We start from the raw sequence: 18,653 nt of genomic DNA on the forward strand, positions 1-18,653 counted from the left end.
CTTGGGACCAACCCCGGCTCTTGAACCGTTGCAACTCTTATTAGGGTTACGGTTGGTATGTATGCCCGTCTTTCCGGGCTGTCAGTGTTTATTCTTTACTGGCTGCTTGTTCAACAAAACACCTGTGCGAACACTCGAAGTCGTGCCAGCTTGACCTGTGGAACTGGGGGAGTCTACCACAGTGTTCACATTGCCCCCGAACTTGTGGTGCAGTGGTGAGGAGTTGAACCCCACTTTATCGCCTTAATATCCCGTTGCTTTTTCTGAACTTCACCAACCTTGCCCTTAGTGCTCCGTTGTCACATTCATATTTTCAACGTCTTTTTAAAACTCACTCTTACGAATTTTACTTCCGCTTCCGCTCTAAGGCGCATTAGCTTATCGCAAAGAGACACCGCATATCACGCCCGGTGAAGGAAGAAACCGGGCGATTAAAAAGAGGGAGGAAACAACTAGGAGCTCGTGCGCTCTTTGTTGTGTATATATCCCAAGGTGTTTTACCATCGGGACACTACAGAAATTCGTCGACGTGGAATTAGTATATTTTTCCACAATACTATTTTACATCGGATAATCAGTACATTTCGTACATTTTAAAAATCTATCAATTTTTCTTCTTGCATACTGTTCGTCGTGGTGCCCAATCTTAAAGGCCACCTGCTGCCAACTCAATCCCTGTATATAGTACAGAGTAATAATCTGCCGAATCTTACTGTCCTCAATCCCGGAAATAAAACGCTCGATTTTGTCTAACTCGGTTTGGCATCGGCGCTCACGCTCAGCAATTGCCAACCTTTTTTTCTGCAAACGGAGATTATCCTCTTGATAAGCATCCGTTTCGGAGGGTGCCACACCGTAAATCGTGACGTTATGTTTCTGGTATGGAGGATATGGGGCAGACGCCTCTATGCAATTCGGGGTTTTCATGCCTCGCATACGGTTGCGGATTTCAGCGCTTTGTTCTTTCAGCAGCTGAATTTCGCGCTTCAAATCTCGCAGTTGGGATAGTTGTTTTTTGGTCAATCCGGCTACCTCCTTTTGCTTTGCTCCATTTTTTCATAGTCCTGATGTTCTATGATGAGATTTCCGACGTGCTGTGAAAGTTCAAGATTCCGTTTTGCACCGAACCCGTACAGCTCATTCAGGGCGACAACAACCAGCTTAAATAAACGGCGGGTTAGGCTGTGGCTTTCCTCTTGGATATATTGGTCAACAGCCTTTAAGGACTGGTTTGACATTTGATTTCGGGGCGGGATACGGGCTTTCATGCAAGCTCCTCCTTGCTTATTTTTATTCTGCCGTCCAAAACTCCCATAATCTTTTTGCACCTCTCACAATCACCGGATTCAACCTCTTTTGAATAACCGCCCAACTCAACCCGAACCCGGCAGGTGTCCTGATAAATCTCACGCATTTTTTGTGTGTCCTCAAACGCCCGAAGAATCTCACGTTTTTCAGACTGCGCCTGATCCCGGGTAATCGTTCCGGCACGGTACTTGACGTACAGGCACCGGAATGATAAAAATAAGAGCTGTTCTGGCTGAGTAAGGCCGGCAGGAAAAGAGTCGTTGTGCATCGCGGTGCGCTCAATTTGCTCGGGGGTCAATCCAGTCGCGCTCATGACTTAAATTCCCCAAGGCGGAGATACCACTCCAAAACGCGGACAGCCGATTCCCACCCATGACATACCTCGCAGAAATAACCTTGCTCCCGGAGTTCTCCAAGCCACCAGTCTTGTTCGGGAGAAGTACGGCCCGTGTCGTCCTTCATTTCAATCCGTAGGCCATGATACCTTCCACGGGGAACAGGGAGATCGAGGTCTGGCACGCCGGGTTTCAAGCCCTCATCTTGCAGGTGCTTTGCCTCAATTGGATCACGCCTGCCGCCGTTCGGTACGGCATGCAGCAATTTTAGATCAGGGTATTCGGCACGATGAGCTAAGGACCAGCGAATCACATTGACCTGGTGCTGATGCTCATTCGCGGGGTGAGCATATAATTTAATCATCTGTTTCACAGTTCATCCCTCCAGTACTCCACGAAAGCAACCGCTTTGCCCGTCTCGCGGTTCTTCTCACGCCCCTGCCGAACGGTGTAACCGTTTCGGGCAAGGATAACGATTACGGATTCACGGTCGTCGGGCTTTGCAATATGGATGCGCTCTTTACTCATGCCGACCGCCTCCCTCCGCTCATAACACGATTCAATATCTGACTGGCCTGCAATTTTGTCAGTCCCGCCGGGTCAAATCCTTTGCACCGACGCTGTATTAGCTTTAGCTGAGATTCACTAGCAGGAGCTTTACCCCAGCACTTCGCTTTTTCAAGATTCCAGATATACTCCTGATCCTTGTAATTTGTGGTCAGCTTAATGTAAGCAAAGTCCAGCGCGCTCTGCATCGGCATTAACCGGCCGTTGAAAAGGACACGCCCCAGCTCGTCCTGGCAGGGGATAACAATCTTTTCGCGGTTCATCAGGCTACACACCATGGAGCCATCCGGCATCCGAAAGAAGTTTACGCCGTGGGTATTATATTTCTGTTCTTGTGCCCAGAGGTCTACGATTTGAATGTTCTTAATCCAGCTTTCCGGGCAATCCGCAGCTCGCTCCACCTTGTCAGGCAGTTCAAAGAGTAATCCATCCATTTCAGATAGGCGGCGTTCCGGCACGTCCTTGAGATCGATACCAAGCAGCGACGGCGCGGTGCAGAGAGAAGCCTTACCAGATACACCCACGCAGTCGATTAAGTTCAGGCGTTCTTTTCCCGGATATAGCCGCAGGCCACGCCCGACCATCTGCGTATAAAGGCTGTCGGATTGTGTGGGCCGCGCAACAATGACCGTTTCGACACGAGGAATATCAGTTCCCTCGGTAAACACCATGCAGTTCACAATGCAAGGAATCTTTCCATCGGTGAATGCCTGAATAATACTTGCCCGGTCTTTGGTCTCTCCGGTAACGACCACGGCGCCCGGTATCTTTGCAGCGATATCATTCGCATGTTGAACTGAAACAGCAAATATCAGCGTTGCACCGGTTGCCATAGTGCGGTACGTTTCAGCTATTGCATCAGCGGTACCGTCCATCGCCTTTTCCAACTCGCCCGGTGCATAATCACCGCCACGAGAACGCACGCCTCGAAGATCATATCCGATATTGATCCGCCGGCAGTAGATGTCAGAAAGGTATCCATTTTTGATGCCCCATTTTAAATCACGCTGAAATATAATGTCGCTGTACACATCATTCAGTTTGGCATTATCCGAACGGTTTGGTGTGGCAGTGAAGCCAAGGAGCAGTCGTGGGGTGAAGTAATCAAATATCCTGCGATACGTCCTTGCCGCGCTGTGGTGAGCCTCGTCGCACACAATGATGTCGAATTCATCCGGTGCGAACCGTTCCAGCCGGTGCGTCATGGTTTGAACCGATGCAGAAACAACTTCATCCATTGGGTGGGCATGTTCTCCGGCCATTTCAACACCAGTCAGGCAATCAAAGTATTTCAGTGGCTGCCGCACCAACTCTTCGCGGTGGGAGAGGATCAGCATCTTGCCTTTCCGTTGGATATTTGCAAATGTAACGGTCTTACCGAGGCCCGTTGCCATCTGAATAAGATAAGCGCCGGGGTCTATGTTGTTGATGATTTCAGTGCATTCGTACTGATAATCACGTAGTTTTATTTCTTTCAAGGATTTATAACCTCCTTTTGTGGGACTTTTTATTGTCTTGTGGGACGCTGTGGGACAGGCTGTCCCACAAAATAATTCAGTATTCATGCGGGTTTGCGTGGTGTTGTGGGACTGTGGGACAGATTTGCACATTTTCTCTTACGCGCAAGAAACATATACTTAACCTCTATAATTCAGGGTATACACACTGTCTATATAAGGGATGTGTTTTTGTGCCCCACTTGTCCCACAGTCCCACACCCTAGTATTCATGCGGGCTTGCGGGCTGTTGCTGTGTGGGACGTGTCCCACACAATCAAAGTGGATCAGCATCAAACGGCAAGTCGTCAGCAGCCGTTACAGCGTCCCGTGCCCCGTCAATCAGCGGCATTTTCAGCGCGACACACTCGACGTTTACACCGTTTATGCGTTTTCCTCGTGTGTTGTTGCGGCCTCTAGTCAGGATCAGATCGTTTTCGCGCAGGAAGCTTAATAGAGCTGTCGAGGAAAAACCAGCCTCTTCTGTCGCACGTCGAAACGTGGAATTGATAATGTAAGCTATATCCCTGCCTGTCTTAACTACACCCTCAACCTCATCCTCAATCACGCCGTAAACATCTCCCTGCTTGGCATCGATACTAAACTTATTGCTGTTCTGCGCTACCCAGTCGCACATATACTGATAGCCTCTGCTGCCGGCAGAAACAGCTGAGCGAGAAGCAAGGAATTTAGATAAATCATCTACAGATAAAGCGTGGTCATCCTTGAAGAGCCATTGAGTCGCCAACCAGTCAGCTGTGATAATTACCGCCGCTGCCATGGCTTGCTTTTCGGTGGTATCGTTCTCGGTGAACTTCTTAAAAAATTCCTTGTATAGCTGTGCAGCAAGCTCGGTGTTAGCGTCGCTCTCATACAACTTTAAAACGAATTCCCGGCCTGCATGACCGTAATTCTTTTTAACAATGCTACTTACCGTATGGCCATCCTCAATGATTTTGTGTGCGGATTTACATTCTATCTCTATAACGCGGTTTACGGCGCCAGCACCAGCCCCTGCACTCGTTATGGGTGTTTCCCCAGTCGTGAGAATGGTATTAGCCCAAGTGGGCGTTCGTTCTACGCCGCCCGTTTTTGTACCCCTAGTGCGGCCTACACCTTCAGCAAGCGAGTAGACGTCAAACGTCAATTTCCCACGTGCATCTCGGGCGAGCTGTAACTCATCTACCATTAGTGGAAGGTGATTCAAAAATGACGCCAACTTTTCGCGGCCGACCACAGTGCTATTGAAAGTCTGTATGTACCGGCCCATTTCAGGGTTACCCCAAACAGACGCAGCCAACATAAGCGCAACGGTTTTACCAGTGCCTGACTCGCCACCCCACAGGTGGACAAAGAACGGAAGGGCCCCAACCGGTGCAACCAACACAGACGCAAAAGACGCAGCCAAAACAATGCGGGCCATAACGTTGCCTTGCCGTATTTGTTGCGCCACAGCAAGCCATGATTTAAAGCTACCAGCACTTTTGATACTTTCAAAGGTAGCCCGGAAATTTGCATCACCATCAAATATCAAGCCATCAACGTAAGGAGAAAAACCCTCGCTATCAATGTATCCTAGACGGGAGACGCTTTTTTTTTCTGGTATTTTGTCATAGTTAAGGTTTTCGATGTCTGAAATATATCGAACAAGCGCCCGGGCGTTTTCGCTTGTCACGGCGACACCTTGATCTGCAAGGGCTAGAATACTGTTATTGCTGGCAAGGGTCTTTTTGTCTGCGATGAGCTCCCGCCACCGCTTACCCTTGGAATAAGCAATCTTGAGCTTTTCGGCGCCGGTATCAATATTGACGAGCCGTTCCACCGGCATAATCGGGTGACAGCAGGCGATTTCTTCTCCAAACGGCCCATTGCTTTTAGATATTCCAAGGTCGTCGGCCTGCCATTCTCCAGCGTCCAGCTCGATCGGTTGGCCCTGAAAGTTCGTGCTGTTTTCAACGTAGATTTCAGATGAGCTGCGCTTTAGACTTTTTACATACTCGTTAAACAACTTTTTGAAATTAAGCACACCTACTCGGCGCGCCTCTAACGACATCACAGTCAGCTGGCGCTCCATTTGAAACGGATTCTCATGATAAGAGTAGACATCTTCATAAGGCGTGACACTGTCAAAATACTCTTCTTGGGCATATTTAGGTGGAGGTAATGCTTTGTTGTCTGGTTTGATTTCGTTCACCTCCAATGATTTTCGCAAAACCAGTAATTGTCCAAATAATCCAGCCGCCCCAGCAATGCTGCGTATTCGCCCCATAGCGGGCTCTCGGGCGGTGGTTTGGGCGCAGTACGGATTGCATACGCTTCATGACACTTTGTGCCATACTCGGCGCGGTAGGCGCTGAGTGAGGCTTGTGCTTTCCGACGCTCTTGCATCCACCGGTCAACCTCACGTCGATCCGGTTTTTCCGTGGACAAGCCAAGTCGGAAATCATTGTCCAGCCGGATTGCGGCCTGCCGGACGTTGAGATGGAATAGCTTGGCCACAAAGTCAATCACTGATCCACCCTCATCACACACAAAGCAGTGCCACCCTCGGGTGTCAGGATAAACTTTGAGCGATGGCTTGCGGTCGGCGTGAAACGGGCAGAGCATCACGCCGCGGGAAACCTCGAAGCCGTACCGTTCCGCGACAGCCTGCATAGGGAGGGCCTCCTTGATTTGTGAAAAAATGTCACCGTACATGGCTTAGAAAGGCAAATCGTCATCCGTGGGAATCTCCTCAAAATCCCCCGGGCTGGGGTTAATATCAGGGACTGGGCCAGTAGCAGGTTGGTAGCTGCGCCCGGCATTTTCAGCGCTATCTGATTTGCTGCCGCAGAACTCCACGTTCGACGTGATCAGTTCCCAGGCAATGCGCTTGTTTCCGTCCCGGTCGGTATATTCCCGGCTCTGCATTTCACCCTCGACAATGATTTCGCTACCCTTGCGAAAATATTTCTCAACAAATTCTCCAGTCTTTTCCCATGCGGTCACGTTGAAAAAATCTGCCTTATCCCGGTTAAATCTGCGATTTACAGCAACGGAGAAATTCGTAACGGATTTGCCTGAATCGGTATGTCTGGTTTCAGGGTCACGGGTGAGGCGACCTTTTATGTGAATACTGTTCATATGGTAGCCTCCTGTTCCGGCTGATAAGTATGCGGTTGTCCACAAGCGTCATCACGGCCACTGCTGTCATACGCAAAATATCGCAGCCCCGGAAGCAACGGCCTAACAGTAGGGAAAGGTAGATAACCGCTGATGTCTTGAGCAAGACCACCGCAATCGCATTTGATTATAAATGGTGCCGGCTGATGCGGTCTGCCGTGCTTTCCAAAATCTTCAACACCAATTTCAAGGCTCATAAACCATGCTTTTCCACATGATTCGCATCGATATTTCATTCCGCCATGAATCGAAATTGATTTTCCCTTTTTTATATGAGCTTTCATCACTTTTCCTCCTGTTCTGGCTTGCGGGCGTAAATTGCTTTAATATGAGCCCTATGTTCGCCAAGTACAATCTGCTCTCCCCAATTGCCTGTTAATTTTAAATCTTTATACTTAACGTCCAATAACGCCCACATTGCACTATCGTCATCAAACACTACCCAAACCGGCTCCCCGTCCATCTGCCGGAGCCGGGCGAGCGTCAGCGGCTTGTTTTCCGGGGCAGGGCGGCGGTTCAGAGCCTTGCCACACACAGGGCAGGTGGTAATTTCACAATCTTCCATGTAATCATAAATTCCGGATTCCGCATGTAGATAAAATTTCCCGGTTTTTTTGTCATAAGCTATCCCTACGTAGTCGCTTCCTTTTGCTGTAAATAATGACAAGCAAAATTTTCTGTCTGGCGTTTCAATTTCTGATTCAAATTCACAAAACGGGCACGGTTTTAATTCATCCATCGTTTTCACTCCAATCTAATTTCATTGCGATTTATACTTTTGCATGTTTTATCTACTTTTATTGTAGAAATTTTTAAAAATATAGATATGTTAAAGTGGAAGTGGTATAATGTGCCAAGAAATAGCCTTATATGATATTCCGTCCTTTAGGTGTTATTACCTATAGTTCCGCCCACTTGGGCCGGCATCTTACCAATGTTAACGGTTAAATATCAATAAGGGGGTGATTTTAATTACGATTGAAATTGCTTTTTTCACTATTTCGAGGTGCGGTGTTTGGGGATTTTTTGTAATTGCGTTGATACTGGGTTTTTGTTTTTTTACTATTAACTTAGTGTTAAAAAAATGCAATTCCGAAACGATTGTCGATTTGAATTTCTTTAAGATTGTCGGTTTCCATGTACATACCAAGCCTAAGCAATAATCCCGTGCTCTGAGGTGTCATAGCCTTAGAGCACATTTTTTATTTACCTACAATTGCAAGAACAAAATATCCTTTTCCGGGCTCGGCTCCCCACTCAGGCCGCCCACGTCCGACGCGGGGAACAACTGTCCTTTCCAGTGTTGGGCTGTCGGCTCGGTAGCCGTTGCGGAATCTGACCTTTATAGGAATACCAATCCACTTTTGGAAAACGCTTTTGTAATGTGGGGATAGTGCCCGGTATTCCTCGCATTTTTCACCGCTTTCAATCATGTCATACCATTTCTTTTTGATGGGCAGTGTAATCAATCAACCCACCTCCCGATACTCAACAACCTCACTCAACACAGCCGTTTCCGCGCAATAGTCGCACTGTTCGCAGCGCTCTGGCTCAATCTCTCCACGCTTGATAGCAGCAAATCGAGGTGCTTCGTGCTTTACGATGTCAAGGCAATAATCCAGCCGTTCCGGGGCAATCTGGCCAATTTCTAAGCGAGTCGTTTTTTGCTTGGTGGCGGCCGCAATCATAAACGGCAGCGTGTCGCCTGTATTCTGCCGGACGATCTCACGATAAATTGCGCCCTGATAGTCATAACCCCAGTTAAGCCAATACGGGACGCGGTGGCCCTCAGCAGGATTCCAGATTGTTTCAAAATCTTTCATGATTTTCTGATCGACAATCGCCTTGCCGGGGTGGAAACTATCAATCTTGATTTTAAATGGTACACCCGCAATTTCTCCGGTCATGATAACCTGCTTTTGTCCGGCCATGTAGCGCATCATCATTTCATCGCGTTCGATGCGCTGTATAATCTGTTCCGCTTGTACATATTCAGATTTCAGCCCGCCGTCCTTTTTAAATAATGCCGGGTGCTGCGCTTTAAATAAACTCAGCGTACCCTCAAAATAAGCATCAACGTAGGAGCCGACTAGCAGCGCTGTGGTTTCTTCTTGCCGGTATTCGCCGCGAATTTCTGCCATAGCCGCAGCGGGGCAGGCCAGAAAGGACTTGAACTGGGACGCGCCCATATATTTGAGTTTGTTTTCGGGTGAAAAGTAGTTTTCAGAGGTCAGCAAAAATACAGAAGCGTTCGGGGAATACGGCAGAACAACTTGGCTGTTACTATTTGCATTATTCAAATCCGCTAAAGTTATCACAGCATTTCACCGTCCTTTTCAGCTGGGGCGGGTTGCTCCGACACATCTGCCAAAGGGTCAACCGGCTGTTCTGCCTTTTCTCGCTCGGCTCGCTTTTGAGCGCAGTCAGAGCAAAGTGGCTTCCCATATTTTTGCGTGGTATAATCAGCCATGGCTGGGGCTGTATACTTCCCGAACGGCTGAATCTCCTTGCTACAATCGGTACAAACCGGTTTCTCAGGGGTCTTGACGTCCGGTTTATACGGCCTGATGCGGAGTGCGTCGACTACATCGCCGAACGCTTTGACCTGCGCCACAAAAATTTGGATTTTGCAGCCACGCCAGTCCTCAATGTACGGGGTTTTGTAGATTTTGCTGATTACTTTTGCATTCGTGACGTTCAACACCATAGGCTTGATATCGCGCTCTGCAAAGTGAACGACGGTGCACTCTTCCTTTTTTCCATCGGAGCCGATAACGGTTTCTTCCCCGACGGATTTAATCGTAGCAATCAAATCCTGCCCCGGCTCCAGAGCGTACGCTCCGAGATAATCCGGGTTTTGGAGTTTCTTCCAGTGGGTTTTATGTTCAGGCATGGTGTTCCTCCTTAAAATCTTGGCGGCGGCTCACCCCGCCGCCATCTGTTTTTTAAATGTCTATATCGAAACTGCAATCAATATCATCTTCGTTATCAATATCAATTTCGACCGACGTTTTGTTATAAACGAGATTCATAATAAACGCTTGGAATTTGTTTGGATTGATTCTAAGCGCTTTGTCTAAAGGTGTATCGCCAAACGTTACCGTACTAATCCAGCCAATATTGCGGGGCTCTTTATAGCCGCGATGAACCGTAAAGCGGAAATAATCATCATCTTTATAAGACGAATACCTTTCTTGTTTTTCTTTAGAAAGGGTAAAATCAATCCAGCTGTACTCCGGTTCGCGGTCGTTCATTTCCGCAAAGAATGATTCTAAACTATATTTTTCTTCATCTTCTGTGGTATCGCAAAGCCATTCGCGGTACCTTTTGAAAATTTCAGAAAGTTTGATTTTGTCATGCTTTTTGATGAAAATTTGATTAAACGACTGCTGGATTTTTTGTGCTACATCGTTGCGCAGAGCACCCTCTGTGAGTTCTTTAACCTTTTCGGCAATAAACCCGTTGTATGTTGTAAAATCTATCTTGTTGAGAACATCCGAAACGCTTTTGGAAACGGAATCTTCAACAGCACTGCGGATTTTATAACCATCTAAAGCGTTATCAATGGATTTCAAAACCAGCTTTTCAATATCGTCCTCAAGCTGTTTCTGGATTTGGCCACTCTTGTGCATAGAAATGATTTTTTCATCGGCAATCGCCTGAATATCTAAGTGCATACAAATTTCTCCTTTTGAATTATGATGTTGTTATTCGCCGTCCAACTTATTGACTTTCTATCGCTTTGTAAAACTTACTGCCCGGAATTTCACGAAACCCTTTTGGGATTTTAATTTCATATTCCGACTCAAAAGATAGATAGACCGTTCCTTTAATCTCAAAAATTCGGCTACGCGTTTTACCATAATGACCATCAAAGAAAAACGCCACAAACGGTTTATGCTTTACTTCCAGCCCTTTAGATTTTAAAAGAGAAACCCAAGTCTTATTTACTGTCGAATTCTTTTTAAACGCATACAGCCCGTTCTGGTAACCGTTTTCATTAAGCTGGTTGCCAAACTTCAACTTATCTTCTTTAGTAGCGCAAATCAAAAACACTGTATTTTCAGCGCAATATTCTGTGGATTCTATTCCGCTTTGAATCATAAACCGCTTTACCAGTTCATTAACTTCCGCACAATTTGCCTTATAGTCCAAATATTCTTGCCGATGCGGAGATTCTTCGGTAACGATGAAAAACTTCTCGCTCACAGCTCCGTCACCTGCAATTCGTCGTCATTGGTTGTCCGGGTCGCGATAAACTGTAGCCCTTTGGCTTTGCACTTTGCGTACAGCTCCATGCGGGATTTGTCGTCCAGACGTTCGGTGCCATCAATCAGGATAATCTGCAGGCCGGATGGGTTTGAAATAGCCACATCAACGCACAAGTCAAGTTTTTCGCCGTCCGAAAGATTTGAGAGGGGCAGACCACGCACCAATGGGGTACCGTTTTCAACCGTGAGCCCCTCTACCGGGATTTTTGCTTCTTTCAGAATTTGTCCTGGAAGCTTCCGAGCAAGTTCGATCTTTTCGGTGAGTGCGTCGGATTGCACCTGCAGTTCGTCAACTTCCTTCTGCGTCTGTACCATGCGAGCATACTCGTTGAGGTGCTTTTTCATTGCATCAGCGGTATCAATTTCACTCTGCAAGGCGGTAGTGTCAACTGGCTGCCGGTCGGCATACTCGTTCGCGACGCCAGTATCGGCATCCAGCTTGGCCTTAGCGGTTTCAAAATCAGCTCGGGCGAGTGCGACTTTGTCCTGCAATTTGGAATCCAGCGTGGCAAGCTTGTCCTCGGCGGCGCGAATCTCAGCCTTGAGGCGTTCAATGGTCTTTTCCAAACCTTCGCGCTCAGCACTGATAGCGCCCTTTGCGCTACTGATTGCAATATCCCGGTCAGCTTGAATGCCGCGTAGCTTATTGTCATAGCTGTCTCGGAACATCTTGGCGCGCTGAATTTTGCTGTTCTCTTGCTGGATTTTATTCAGCTCCTGATATTTCGCGCCGGTGTTGTACTGCTCCCATTTTTCGGCATTGTAGCCGTCGGGAATACTCACCGCGATATCCTCTGCCATTTTGCGTTTAAAGAGCTTATCCGAATTAATCTGCTGCCGGGTTTGATAATACACTCCGTTCTCGGCCTGTATCTGATTTAATACAGAAAGAATGTTTTGATGCCAGTCAACACCCTTCGGGATCTCTCCGAACCACTCCTGAATGGTGCTCATATCCCATTTGTAGTCGATCAGATTCAGGATGATACGGTTCTGCTCGGCAATAGGTTTGCTGATAAATTCGACCGGGTTTAACTGCAGCGGCGTAATGATATCATTCAAAAACGTTTGAGGCCGGGGCACGTTCAGCCCGTTTTCTTTCAGGTTAAGGCTGGACGTATCAAGCCCGGCCTTCTGCCGCCGGTCAATTTTTAGTCCGGTATCGGTTTCTATGATGATTTCGGCCTCGTCCGCGCCCTGCTTGACGATATAATCTCGGTCGGAACGGTTGGTCAAAGCAAACCGGATAGCATCCAAAACAGATGATTTGCCAGTGCCTTTGCGACCGGTCAACTCGACTGATTTATCAGAAAGCTGCGTTTCAGACACACCAAAAGCAGTACGGATTTTAATTAAGCTAGTTTTCGGCATTTTGTGGAGCCTCCAATCTTTTCAAATTTTCCTGCAAATCTGCAATCTGCTGGCTGCGGCAGGAAATCTTATCGTTGTATCGTTGGGAAATCAGTTCTACATGGGCAAAGTCCAAATACCGGCAACTTCGCAATACCGCAACGGTGGTGAGCTGCTCGTCTAATACTCGGTCACGCTCTTTCGTCAGGTTCTCAATCGCCTGCTTAATATCATCAATCATGCCGATTCCTCCATCCTCAGATGCTCCGCCAGCGCCGCAATAAACTCAGCGTTCGCGGGCCGCTTTTCTCGGGCACCTACAACCGGCCCGAATACACTCGTCAGGGTGTTTTTGTCACAGCGAGCCCAGCAAATCTCAATTGCGTGGCGGATTCCACGTTCCACTTTTGAAGGGGTGGTCCCGTGCGTCTCGGCTATGGCTGGGTAGATGCCGGCGGTCATACTAAAAATAGCCCGGGGATTATCCAAGCAAATAGATAGCGCCGATTTTAAGTACTCGTATCCCAGCACGTGCGCTGGAATACCGATGCTCTGCAGCTTTAGAGCAATGTTGTTCATTGACTTTTGCCTCCAATCTGCTATAATGCAGTTAAGATATTTACTTGTGCGCCGCTTCCCGATTGCCGTCGGGGGCGGTTTTTCCTTTGTTCAGGGCGTCTTGTGTCGCTTCAAAGGTATTGCGGGTTTTGCGTTCCAGCTGATGCACTCTGTTAATAAGCCGGGCTTGAGATATCGCCAGCAAAACAAATAGCATAGCTAAACCGAAAATTAAGTAGTCGTACATGGTGGGACCTCCTTTCATTGATTCGCTTTGAAAAATGCCTGTGCGAATCCGGGCGGGGTTATGGCGCGAATGGCAGCTCTGTCAAGTCCAAGGTGTGCGTATTCTGGGGGGCATGTTGGTTTTGACCATCCCCGACCGTTGATGCGGCTGCCGTACTTTTTTGTTAGCCCCTCCGGTTTAGCGTGTACGGTCTTTCGCGGCTCCCGGAAATAGCCCCAAAGGTCAGTTCGCTTGATTTGTGGGTCGCCAAACTCCCAATGTTCAAATTGATATTTCGGGATACCGAGAAACTGCCGCATAAATCCCACTGGGTTTTCTAGCGCCCAAAACTTGAGTGTTCCAGCGATTCGACATTGCCAGACAATCCGCAAGCAAGCTGCCATAACCGGCACTGCGCTTTCAAAATCACGAGGTTTGTTGCCTTTTGCAATCGAAAACTCCGTACACGGCGGTGCAGCCAGTATGCCGTAAACATTTTTGGGCGGTTCGTATGTAAGCACATTGTAATCGGGTAGGGTAATCAATCTGACGTCATAACCGGCATCACGATACGGCTTACTCCACGAGCCTGTCCCGCCGCAAAGGTCGAGGATTATCTTATCCTGGTTGATAGTGGTTCACTTCCTCTCCGCCAGCTTCCGCCGGCCTTATCACTCCCGCCGCTATGTACCGCTGCCGTAAATCACAGTCCGGGCAGACATAACCGGCGGGGCCTTGTCCTAATGCTGATGATCCAGACCCGCCCGCAGCGGGTGCAGGTGGCGGTCACGAGATTTTCTGTTGCTCAATTGGTGCTGCTCCGAGAATAACTTCCAACGGCATTCGAAGCTTTTGGCTGATACGCCGCAGCTCCGCTAACGTAAATCCCTCTGGATTTTTAAGGCGGTCGAACCACGTAGAACGGGAAACGTGTGCGGAAAGCGCCATGTCATTATTGCTGTAACCGTTGATTGACATACCATATTTGATACGGCCTGTGATTTCACGGTCAGAGCGTATAGTGGGCGATGTGCGTAATTTGGGCATTTGCAGAAACTCCTTTCTTATTGATTTACAGTCCCAATTTTGGTACTGAGCTTTTTCGAGGGATTGAAACAGGGGAGAGGGGAAGGTATACTGGTGTTAAGTTGCTGAACGGTTAAATCTCGCAAATCTCTATTTGTTCAGCGGATTGAATGACAATCTGAGAAACGATACTGCGGGCAGATAGTCCAGTTTCGCGCATTAGCTGGCGAATCATGACTTCTGCTTCGGGACTAATGCGGATATGCCCACTTAATCCAGCGCTTAAATCTGGTGTTTTGTGAACGGTCAACTTGATCGGCACGATGAATCACCCCTTTCTTGTAAAATTTTCCTCCCCGCGGTAAGATAGTGATCAGAGGAGGTGAGATAAATGAGATTAAATCCAGACTGCGTTAGAGATATATTGCTGTATATCGAAAACGCACCTTACAGAGAAATAATTACTCCAGAAGAAATTGTCGAAAATGTTTCGGGGTACAACCTTGATGAAATTGAATATGCATGTGAGAAGCTTGAGGAAGGAAATTTGATTAACGCAGATATCAAAACTTATTCGGACGGAAACCTAGCTATCTATATTTCGAGCATCTCTTACAACGGTCACCAATTTCTCGAAAATATTAGAAAAGATGAAATTTGGGATGGCGTTAAAAACGTGGCTTCGAAAATAGGAACCAATTCACTGTCGGCTCTTTCTCAAATTTCCTCTTCCGTGGTTTTGTCCCTCATCAAGGCTCATTTTGGACTAAATCTTTAATTAGGCGCTTTACTACAAAGTGGGCACACTCTTCTGTTTCTTTTTTTGACGGTTGAGTGTATCCGCTTTTTTCGATGTAATACACCATGGTCAGAAACAACACATAATTGTGAAACCACTTGAACAAAGAAAGCACCAGTAATGCCACAGAAAGCCAAAACAAAAACACCACTTCGTCTTTTCACTTCCTTTCAGTTATTTCCCTAATATTGCAATCAAAGAAATAACGATAGATGGTATTGAAAAACATAGAGATAACCACCAGGGCGGCTCGTGCTTGAACATCTTTATCACTTTCTTTCTAAGCAGCATTCTTGTTGTAATAAACTTTATAGGACTTGCCTTTGTAAACAATTTCGCTTGGATACTTGTGGCAGGAAATCCAAGCGCACACCTTATCAACAACACTCTGCGTGTACTGCCATGTCGGCCCTGAATGCCCGCTGGATTGGCTTTGGAAAGGAACAAGCGTCTTTTCATCGACGTCAATTGATAGCTGCGTTATGATCGCAGCTACTGCCTGATTGTGCGGCTTGCCTGTCTTTGATACCAGCCCGAGCTCGTCCGCAATCGCTGTGCAGTCAAATAACTGCTTGTCCGTTTTGATGCCATCCAGAGGGATTTCCACACCTACGGGTGCGTAAAGGCTTTTGATTGCAACAGCCACATACTGCGGAGGCATACCAGCTTTTTCTAGAGTTTGTCCGATAATCTTTGCCGCCGTGTTGGTTGCACTAAGAGTGCGTTTTGCCGGGACAAGTTTCAAATCTCCTTTGCGTAAACCTTTTAGAATTTTGCGAATCCATGCGCGGAATTCTTTGGCTTTTGGCTGATTGGATAGCATAGTTACTTCGTAAATGCCGTCCTCGGTGAAAACGCGGGTGTTATATTGCTTTCCGTCAGTAGCCGACAATTTGTCGGTAACTGAAAATTCCGGGGTTTTGAGATAAGAATTTCTTGTGAGCATCTTTTCAATTGCGTCTCGGCTTGTGTACTCCAAGCACCCCGCCAACTGGTCAATGGTCATAAACATGTCGTTACCATTGCTGTAGATATCTGCTTCAACGGAACCAAAGTTTTCAGATTTCACTAATTGTAGATTTTTCATAGCCAATCTCCTTTCTTCGTTGAATTAAATAAAGTCACGATTCGTGGACTTTAGATTAAAAAAAATTGCTTCTACAGAAGATGAATAATATTTTGCCAAGGCAACTTTGATTTCATCTCTAGGCATCCGTGCACCGGTTTCATACATTGCAAGCGCAGATAGGCTTATGTTGACTGCACTCGCCACTTCTTCTCTGCTTTTATCCCCGCGCAGCTTTCTCAACCGTTGCGCAACGACTTCTAAATCAGGCATTAGGTGTCCTCCTTTTCTATCTAGGGAAAAATCACGAAACGTGGTTTTCTTTATGTTATCAGTAAAACCACACAATGTCAACACATATCGTGAACTTTTTCTTTACAAATATCACGTATTGTGATATTCTAATCTCATAAAGACAGTGGAGGTGCTCGTGTGGCTACAGATTTTTCAAATACACTAAAACAATTACGAAAGAATAAAGGGCTTACTCAAGCCGAGCTAGCGCAAGAGTTGGGCATGAGTAAGAGTTCTATTAGTATGTATGAAATCGGGGCTAGAGAGCCTGATTTTGAGACATTAGAAGCATTTGCTGACTATTTTAATGTGGACATGAATTATTTAACTGGCTGGAGTGATGATCCGTACGATTACGAGGGCGACCCAGACGGATATCTTGCCGAGATTCCAATTGCAATAATGGAACATTTATTAGAAGCGCATAACGGAGATCTGAAAGCTGTTCATAAAGCTTATACTGCTATGGTAGAAGATGCGAAACAAGATTCTTTGACCCAGAGAATAAAAGCAAAAATAAAAGATTCATTTACTTACAAGGACGAGCCTGAAATTACTTTCGATGATTTTACGTATGCACTACATGCCGAATCACAAGATTTGACGGAAGAAAACAAACAGAAATTGCTGGAGATGGCTAAATTGTTTAAATTGAGCCAAGAGCACATAGAGCACAAAAAGAACGAATGATTTCGGAGGACAAGGCATGGTCGAACTTTCGGCTATTTACAATGATATAGAGGCGCAGGGTATTACAATATTTACCCAAGACATAGGTTTTGCGGATGCTGCTACAATAGAATTGAATGGTAAGTATGGTATTTTTTTAGATTTGTCTTGCTTTGAAAGTGTACCGAAGTATAAAGCGATGCTTGCACATGAACTTGGGCATTGTGCTACTGGCTGCACTCAAAAAGTCAGCAGTCCTTTGGATTTGATTGAAAAGCATGAGTATAAAGCAGATAAGTGGGCGATTGAGCAATACATACCGTTTTCGGCTATCAATGAAGCTGTTAATGATGGGTATACAGAGGGATGGCAATTAGCTGAATATTTTGATGTGCCGGAAACCTTTATTGAAAAAGCATTACTCTATTACTTTTCTGCTAGACAGTTGAAATTAGCATAAAAAAGCCCCACCACTACTGCGAATAGTGATGGGGGTAAGGCGGATAATTCCCGACACAGAAACTCTCCAAAGATATTGTAACATGTTGGAATAATATGTCAATCAGGAGGGATAGGATGATTTGTTCAAATTGTGGTACTGAAATTCAGAGCGGAAAATTTTGTTCCGAGTGCGGTGCACCGGTTATTCAAGCGGAACCCCAACTGCCGAATCAGTTTAGGGCAGTCGATACTTCGACTAAACTTGGAGCTGAAAAGTATTATAAAAAAGATGAAAAGATTGTAAATTTAGCCTTGTCCCGCGAGGCAGTGACCGACTCGGAAGATATTGTATTGCATGCCGGGAAATATTTTTCTAATGTTGATAACTATTTTATATTTGTTTGTGTAAATGAATTGGTTTTCTGCAAATTAAACGAAAAGAAACCGGAGAACGACATAGTTGCCCGATTCAGTTATACAGATAGCCGGATTGCGGATTTTTACAACCCAAAGAATTATAAGTTTAATATTTCAGAAGAAGATGTAGGCTTTAATCCCAAAAAAGTTATTGCGTATATTCCCACGCTCCAAGTCGTTTATGATGAAGTTCAAAGATTGTGCGGAAAAGATTATGCTTTTCCTGTAACCGAGCTGAAACAGCCAGAAAAATCATTTTGGCAGAAAATAAGTGAAGAAAGCCGCGAATTGAATAGACAACGCGAAATGACACCGCCGCCAATAAAACCCAAACAGCTATCAAAAAAAGAGCGTATCAAGGAGAACAAAACTAACGGTATAGCTTGCTGCCCGAAATGTGCGTCAACCTCTTTGAGCGCCAACAAGAAAGGTTTTGGAATTGGTAAAGCTGTCGTAGGCGCGGGTGCAGGGATATTTACCGCTGGCGCAGCCGGTCTAATTGGTTTGACGGCGGGTAACGCCGGTGCTAAAAAAGTAATAATCACCTGCCTTAACTGTGGGCATCAGTGGAAACCTTAATTTAAATAAAAAAAGCCGCGCTACCCTGTTGGCGCAGGATAGCGCGGCCACCATCAACCAAGGGCTGACAGTACGATAAACGCAATAAT

The 18,653-nt window shown here is 46.4% G+C and carries 29 protein-coding genes; 4 read left to right on the plus strand and 25 right to left on the minus strand.

Annotated elements, in window-relative coordinates:
• Positions 1 to 561: 561 nt before the first annotated feature.
• From C1A02_RS12210 to C1A02_RS12315, 23 genes are all read right to left on the minus strand, one after another.
• Positions 562 to 1,023 carry a hypothetical protein gene (locus tag C1A02_RS12210; protein ID WP_101698513.1) on the minus strand — a complete coding sequence of 154 codons (462 nt, stop codon included), beginning with the start codon at positions 1,021 to 1,023 and terminating at the stop codon, positions 562 to 564.
• 5 nt (positions 1,024 to 1,028) lie between these two features.
• Positions 1,029 to 1,268 carry a hypothetical protein gene (locus C1A02_RS12215; protein WP_101698514.1) on the minus strand — a complete coding sequence of 80 codons (240 nt, stop codon included), beginning with the start codon at positions 1,266 to 1,268 and terminating at the stop codon, positions 1,029 to 1,031.
• A complete protein-coding gene (locus C1A02_RS12220) occupies positions 1,265 to 1,621 on the minus strand; it encodes a hypothetical protein (protein ID WP_101698515.1) in 357 nt (118 codons plus the stop codon). The genes C1A02_RS12215 and C1A02_RS12220 overlap by 4 nt, the downstream gene beginning before the upstream one ends.
• Positions 1,618 to 2,007, minus strand: a complete 390-nt coding sequence (locus C1A02_RS12225) for a VRR-NUC domain-containing protein (protein ID WP_101698612.1) — start codon at positions 2,005 to 2,007, stop codon at positions 1,618 to 1,620. Before C1A02_RS12225 ends, C1A02_RS12220 begins: the two co-directional genes overlap by 4 nt.
• Positions 2,008 to 2,012: 5 nt before the next feature.
• The gene (locus C1A02_RS13565) at positions 2,013 to 2,171 is read right to left on the minus strand and encodes a hypothetical protein (protein ID WP_164997206.1); all 159 of its coding nucleotides are present in this window, start codon (positions 2,169 to 2,171) and stop codon (positions 2,013 to 2,015) included.
• Positions 2,168 to 3,688, minus strand: coding sequence for a DEAD/DEAH box helicase (locus C1A02_RS12230; RefSeq protein WP_164997207.1), 1,521 nt, complete (start codon positions 3,686 to 3,688; stop codon positions 2,168 to 2,170). Before C1A02_RS12230 ends, C1A02_RS13565 begins: the two co-directional genes overlap by 4 nt.
• A gap of 295 nt (positions 3,689 to 3,983) precedes the next feature.
• Complete coding sequence (locus tag C1A02_RS12235; protein WP_101698517.1) at positions 3,984 to 5,975, minus strand: DUF927 domain-containing protein; 1,992 nt, start codon at positions 5,973 to 5,975, stop codon at positions 3,984 to 3,986.
• Positions 5,897 to 6,361 carry a CHC2 zinc finger domain-containing protein gene (locus C1A02_RS12240; RefSeq protein WP_164997208.1) on the minus strand — a complete coding sequence of 155 codons (465 nt, stop codon included), beginning with the start codon at positions 6,359 to 6,361 and terminating at the stop codon, positions 5,897 to 5,899. The genes C1A02_RS12235 and C1A02_RS12240 overlap by 79 nt, the downstream gene beginning before the upstream one ends.
• A 45-nt stretch (positions 6,362 to 6,406) precedes the next feature.
• Positions 6,407 to 6,829 carry a single-stranded DNA-binding protein gene (locus C1A02_RS12245; RefSeq protein WP_101698519.1) on the minus strand — a complete coding sequence of 141 codons (423 nt, stop codon included), beginning with the start codon at positions 6,827 to 6,829 and terminating at the stop codon, positions 6,407 to 6,409.
• Complete coding sequence (locus tag C1A02_RS12250; protein WP_101698520.1) at positions 6,826 to 7,152, minus strand: hypothetical protein; 327 nt, start codon at positions 7,150 to 7,152, stop codon at positions 6,826 to 6,828. The genes C1A02_RS12245 and C1A02_RS12250 overlap by 4 nt, the downstream gene beginning before the upstream one ends.
• Complete coding sequence (locus C1A02_RS12255; protein WP_101698521.1) at positions 7,152 to 7,607, minus strand: hypothetical protein; 456 nt, start codon at positions 7,605 to 7,607, stop codon at positions 7,152 to 7,154. The genes C1A02_RS12250 and C1A02_RS12255 overlap by 1 nt, the downstream gene beginning before the upstream one ends.
• Before the next feature lie 463 nt (positions 7,608 to 8,070).
• Positions 8,071 to 8,337 carry a hypothetical protein gene (locus C1A02_RS12260; protein ID WP_101698522.1) on the minus strand — a complete coding sequence of 89 codons (267 nt, stop codon included), beginning with the start codon at positions 8,335 to 8,337 and terminating at the stop codon, positions 8,071 to 8,073.
• Positions 8,338 to 9,186 (minus strand): PD-(D/E)XK nuclease-like domain-containing protein, encoded by an 849-nt coding sequence (locus C1A02_RS12265; RefSeq protein WP_243578010.1) that lies wholly within the window; start codon positions 9,184 to 9,186, stop codon positions 8,338 to 8,340.
• A complete protein-coding gene (locus tag C1A02_RS12270; protein ID WP_101698523.1) occupies positions 9,183 to 9,761 on the minus strand; it encodes a hypothetical protein in 579 nt (192 codons plus the stop codon). The genes C1A02_RS12265 and C1A02_RS12270 overlap by 4 nt, the downstream gene beginning before the upstream one ends.
• 52 nt (positions 9,762 to 9,813) lie before the next feature.
• On the minus strand, positions 9,814 to 10,545 hold the full coding sequence (locus C1A02_RS12275; protein ID WP_101698524.1) for a hypothetical protein: 732 nt from the start codon (positions 10,543 to 10,545) through the stop codon (positions 9,814 to 9,816).
• Between the two features lie 46 nt (positions 10,546 to 10,591).
• A complete protein-coding gene (locus C1A02_RS12280; protein WP_101698525.1) occupies positions 10,592 to 11,077 on the minus strand; it encodes a hypothetical protein in 486 nt (161 codons plus the stop codon).
• Positions 11,074 to 12,510, minus strand: coding sequence for an ATP-binding protein (locus C1A02_RS12285; protein WP_101698526.1), 1,437 nt, complete (start codon positions 12,508 to 12,510; stop codon positions 11,074 to 11,076). Before C1A02_RS12285 ends, C1A02_RS12280 begins: the two co-directional genes overlap by 4 nt.
• Positions 12,497 to 12,730, minus strand: coding sequence for a hypothetical protein (locus C1A02_RS12290; protein ID WP_101698527.1), 234 nt, complete (start codon positions 12,728 to 12,730; stop codon positions 12,497 to 12,499). Before C1A02_RS12290 ends, C1A02_RS12285 begins: the two co-directional genes overlap by 14 nt.
• Positions 12,727 to 13,068, minus strand: a complete 342-nt coding sequence (locus C1A02_RS12295) for a sporulation initiation factor Spo0A C-terminal domain-containing protein (protein WP_101698528.1) — start codon at positions 13,066 to 13,068, stop codon at positions 12,727 to 12,729. Before C1A02_RS12295 ends, C1A02_RS12290 begins: the two co-directional genes overlap by 4 nt.
• Positions 13,069 to 13,108: 40 nt before the next feature.
• Positions 13,109 to 13,294 (minus strand): hypothetical protein, encoded by a 186-nt coding sequence (locus tag C1A02_RS12300; RefSeq protein WP_101698529.1) that lies wholly within the window; start codon positions 13,292 to 13,294, stop codon positions 13,109 to 13,111.
• 14 nt (positions 13,295 to 13,308) lie between these two features.
• The gene (locus tag C1A02_RS12305) at positions 13,309 to 13,818 is read right to left on the minus strand and encodes a hypothetical protein (RefSeq protein WP_101698530.1); all 510 of its coding nucleotides are present in this window, start codon (positions 13,816 to 13,818) and stop codon (positions 13,309 to 13,311) included.
• A 241-nt stretch (positions 13,819 to 14,059) separates the two neighbouring features.
• Positions 14,060 to 14,320: a hypothetical protein gene (locus tag C1A02_RS12310; RefSeq protein ID WP_101698531.1), complete on the minus strand. Its 261-nt coding sequence runs from the start codon at positions 14,318 to 14,320 to the stop codon at positions 14,060 to 14,062.
• A gap of 112 nt (positions 14,321 to 14,432) precedes the next feature.
• Complete coding sequence (locus C1A02_RS12315; protein WP_101698532.1) at positions 14,433 to 14,621, minus strand: hypothetical protein; 189 nt, start codon at positions 14,619 to 14,621, stop codon at positions 14,433 to 14,435.
• Positions 14,622 to 14,690: 69 nt separating this feature from the next.
• Here C1A02_RS12315 and C1A02_RS12320 point away from each other — a divergent pair, with 69 nt between their 5' ends.
• Positions 14,691 to 15,077, plus strand: a complete 387-nt coding sequence (locus tag C1A02_RS12320; RefSeq protein ID WP_101698533.1) for a DUF2513 domain-containing protein — start codon at positions 14,691 to 14,693, stop codon at positions 15,075 to 15,077.
• Between the two features lie 301 nt (positions 15,078 to 15,378).
• On the opposite strand, the gene C1A02_RS12330 is transcribed toward C1A02_RS12320, so the two are convergent.
• Together C1A02_RS12330 and C1A02_RS12335 are read right to left on the minus strand one after the other, a co-directional pair.
• Entirely contained in the window at positions 15,379 to 16,185 is an 807-nt protein-coding gene (locus C1A02_RS12330) for a BRO-N domain-containing protein (RefSeq protein ID WP_101698535.1), read from the minus strand.
• Positions 16,186 to 16,209: 24 nt separating this feature from the next.
• Positions 16,210 to 16,437: a helix-turn-helix transcriptional regulator gene (locus C1A02_RS12335; protein ID WP_101698536.1), complete on the minus strand. Its 228-nt coding sequence runs from the start codon at positions 16,435 to 16,437 to the stop codon at positions 16,210 to 16,212.
• A 159-nt stretch (positions 16,438 to 16,596) separates the two neighbouring features.
• On the opposite strand from C1A02_RS12335, the gene C1A02_RS12340 reads away from it, so the two are divergent.
• The 3 genes from C1A02_RS12340 (at position 16,597) to C1A02_RS13785 (ending at position 18,564) form a co-directional block, all read left to right on the plus strand.
• Positions 16,597 to 17,148: a helix-turn-helix domain-containing protein gene (locus C1A02_RS12340; RefSeq protein ID WP_101698537.1), complete on the plus strand. Its 552-nt coding sequence runs from the start codon at positions 16,597 to 16,599 to the stop codon at positions 17,146 to 17,148.
• 16 nt (positions 17,149 to 17,164) lie between these two features.
• Positions 17,165 to 17,587 carry an ImmA/IrrE family metallo-endopeptidase gene (locus tag C1A02_RS12345; RefSeq protein ID WP_101698538.1) on the plus strand — a complete coding sequence of 141 codons (423 nt, stop codon included), beginning with the start codon at positions 17,165 to 17,167 and terminating at the stop codon, positions 17,585 to 17,587.
• A 116-nt stretch (positions 17,588 to 17,703) separates the two neighbouring features.
• The gene (locus C1A02_RS13785) at positions 17,704 to 18,564 is read left to right on the plus strand and encodes a zinc ribbon domain-containing protein (protein WP_243578011.1); all 861 of its coding nucleotides are present in this window, start codon (positions 17,704 to 17,706) and stop codon (positions 18,562 to 18,564) included.
• Positions 18,565 to 18,653 lie beyond the last annotated feature (89 nt).

It is taken from the genome of Clostridium minihomine (genome assembly GCF_900240385.1).
Classification (GTDB): Bacteria; Bacillota; Clostridia; order Oscillospirales; family Acutalibacteraceae; genus Faecalispora; species Faecalispora minihomine.

Excerpts from the sequence above, each read along its gene's own strand:
- C1A02_RS12215 (WP_101698514.1), bottom strand. The coding sequence starts at position 1,268 with ATGAAAGCCCGTATCCCGCCCCGAAATCAAATGTCAAACCAGTCCTTA.
- C1A02_RS12220 (WP_101698515.1), bottom strand. The coding sequence starts at position 1,621 with ATGAGCGCGACTGGATTGACCCCCGAGCAAATTGAGCGCACCGCGATG.
- C1A02_RS12225 (WP_101698612.1), bottom strand. The coding sequence starts at position 2,007 with ATGATTAAATTATATGCTCACCCCGCGAATGAGCATCAGCACCAGGTC.
- C1A02_RS13565 (WP_164997206.1), bottom strand. The coding sequence starts at position 2,171 with ATGAGTAAAGAGCGCATCCATATTGCAAAGCCCGACGACCGTGAATCC.
- C1A02_RS12235 (WP_101698517.1), bottom strand. The coding sequence starts at position 5,975 with ATGGGGCGAATACGCAGCATTGCTGGGGCGGCTGGATTATTTGGACAA.
- C1A02_RS12240 (WP_164997208.1), bottom strand. The coding sequence starts at position 6,361 with ATGCAGGCTGTCGCGGAACGGTACGGCTTCGAGGTTTCCCGCGGCGTG.
- C1A02_RS12245 (WP_101698519.1), bottom strand. The coding sequence starts at position 6,829 with ATGAACAGTATTCACATAAAAGGTCGCCTCACCCGTGACCCTGAAACC.
- C1A02_RS12250 (WP_101698520.1), bottom strand. The coding sequence starts at position 7,152 with ATGAAAGCTCATATAAAAAAGGGAAAATCAATTTCGATTCATGGCGGA.
- C1A02_RS12255 (WP_101698521.1), bottom strand. The coding sequence starts at position 7,607 with ATGGATGAATTAAAACCGTGCCCGTTTTGTGAATTTGAATCAGAAATT.
- C1A02_RS12270 (WP_101698523.1), bottom strand. The coding sequence starts at position 9,761 with ATGCCTGAACATAAAACCCACTGGAAGAAACTCCAAAACCCGGATTAT.
- C1A02_RS12275 (WP_101698524.1), bottom strand. The coding sequence starts at position 10,545 with ATGCACTTAGATATTCAGGCGATTGCCGATGAAAAAATCATTTCTATG.
- C1A02_RS12285 (WP_101698526.1), bottom strand. The coding sequence starts at position 12,510 with ATGCCGAAAACTAGCTTAATTAAAATCCGTACTGCTTTTGGTGTGTCT.
- C1A02_RS12290 (WP_101698527.1), bottom strand. The coding sequence starts at position 12,730 with ATGATTGATGATATTAAGCAGGCGATTGAGAACCTGACGAAAGAGCGT.
- C1A02_RS12295 (WP_101698528.1), bottom strand. The coding sequence starts at position 13,068 with ATGAACAACATTGCTCTAAAGCTGCAGAGCATCGGTATTCCAGCGCAC.
- C1A02_RS12300 (WP_101698529.1), bottom strand. The coding sequence starts at position 13,294 with ATGTACGACTACTTAATTTTCGGTTTAGCTATGCTATTTGTTTTGCTG.
- C1A02_RS12310 (WP_101698531.1), bottom strand. The coding sequence starts at position 14,320 with ATGCCCAAATTACGCACATCGCCCACTATACGCTCTGACCGTGAAATC.
- C1A02_RS12320 (WP_101698533.1), top strand. The coding sequence starts at position 14,691 with ATGAGATTAAATCCAGACTGCGTTAGAGATATATTGCTGTATATCGAA.
- C1A02_RS12330 (WP_101698535.1), bottom strand. The coding sequence starts at position 16,185 with ATGAAAAATCTACAATTAGTGAAATCTGAAAACTTTGGTTCCGTTGAA.
- C1A02_RS12335 (WP_101698536.1), bottom strand. The coding sequence starts at position 16,437 with ATGCCTGATTTAGAAGTCGTTGCGCAACGGTTGAGAAAGCTGCGCGGG.
- C1A02_RS12345 (WP_101698538.1), top strand. The coding sequence starts at position 17,165 with ATGGTCGAACTTTCGGCTATTTACAATGATATAGAGGCGCAGGGTATT.
- C1A02_RS13785 (WP_243578011.1), top strand. The coding sequence starts at position 17,704 with ATGATTTGTTCAAATTGTGGTACTGAAATTCAGAGCGGAAAATTTTGT.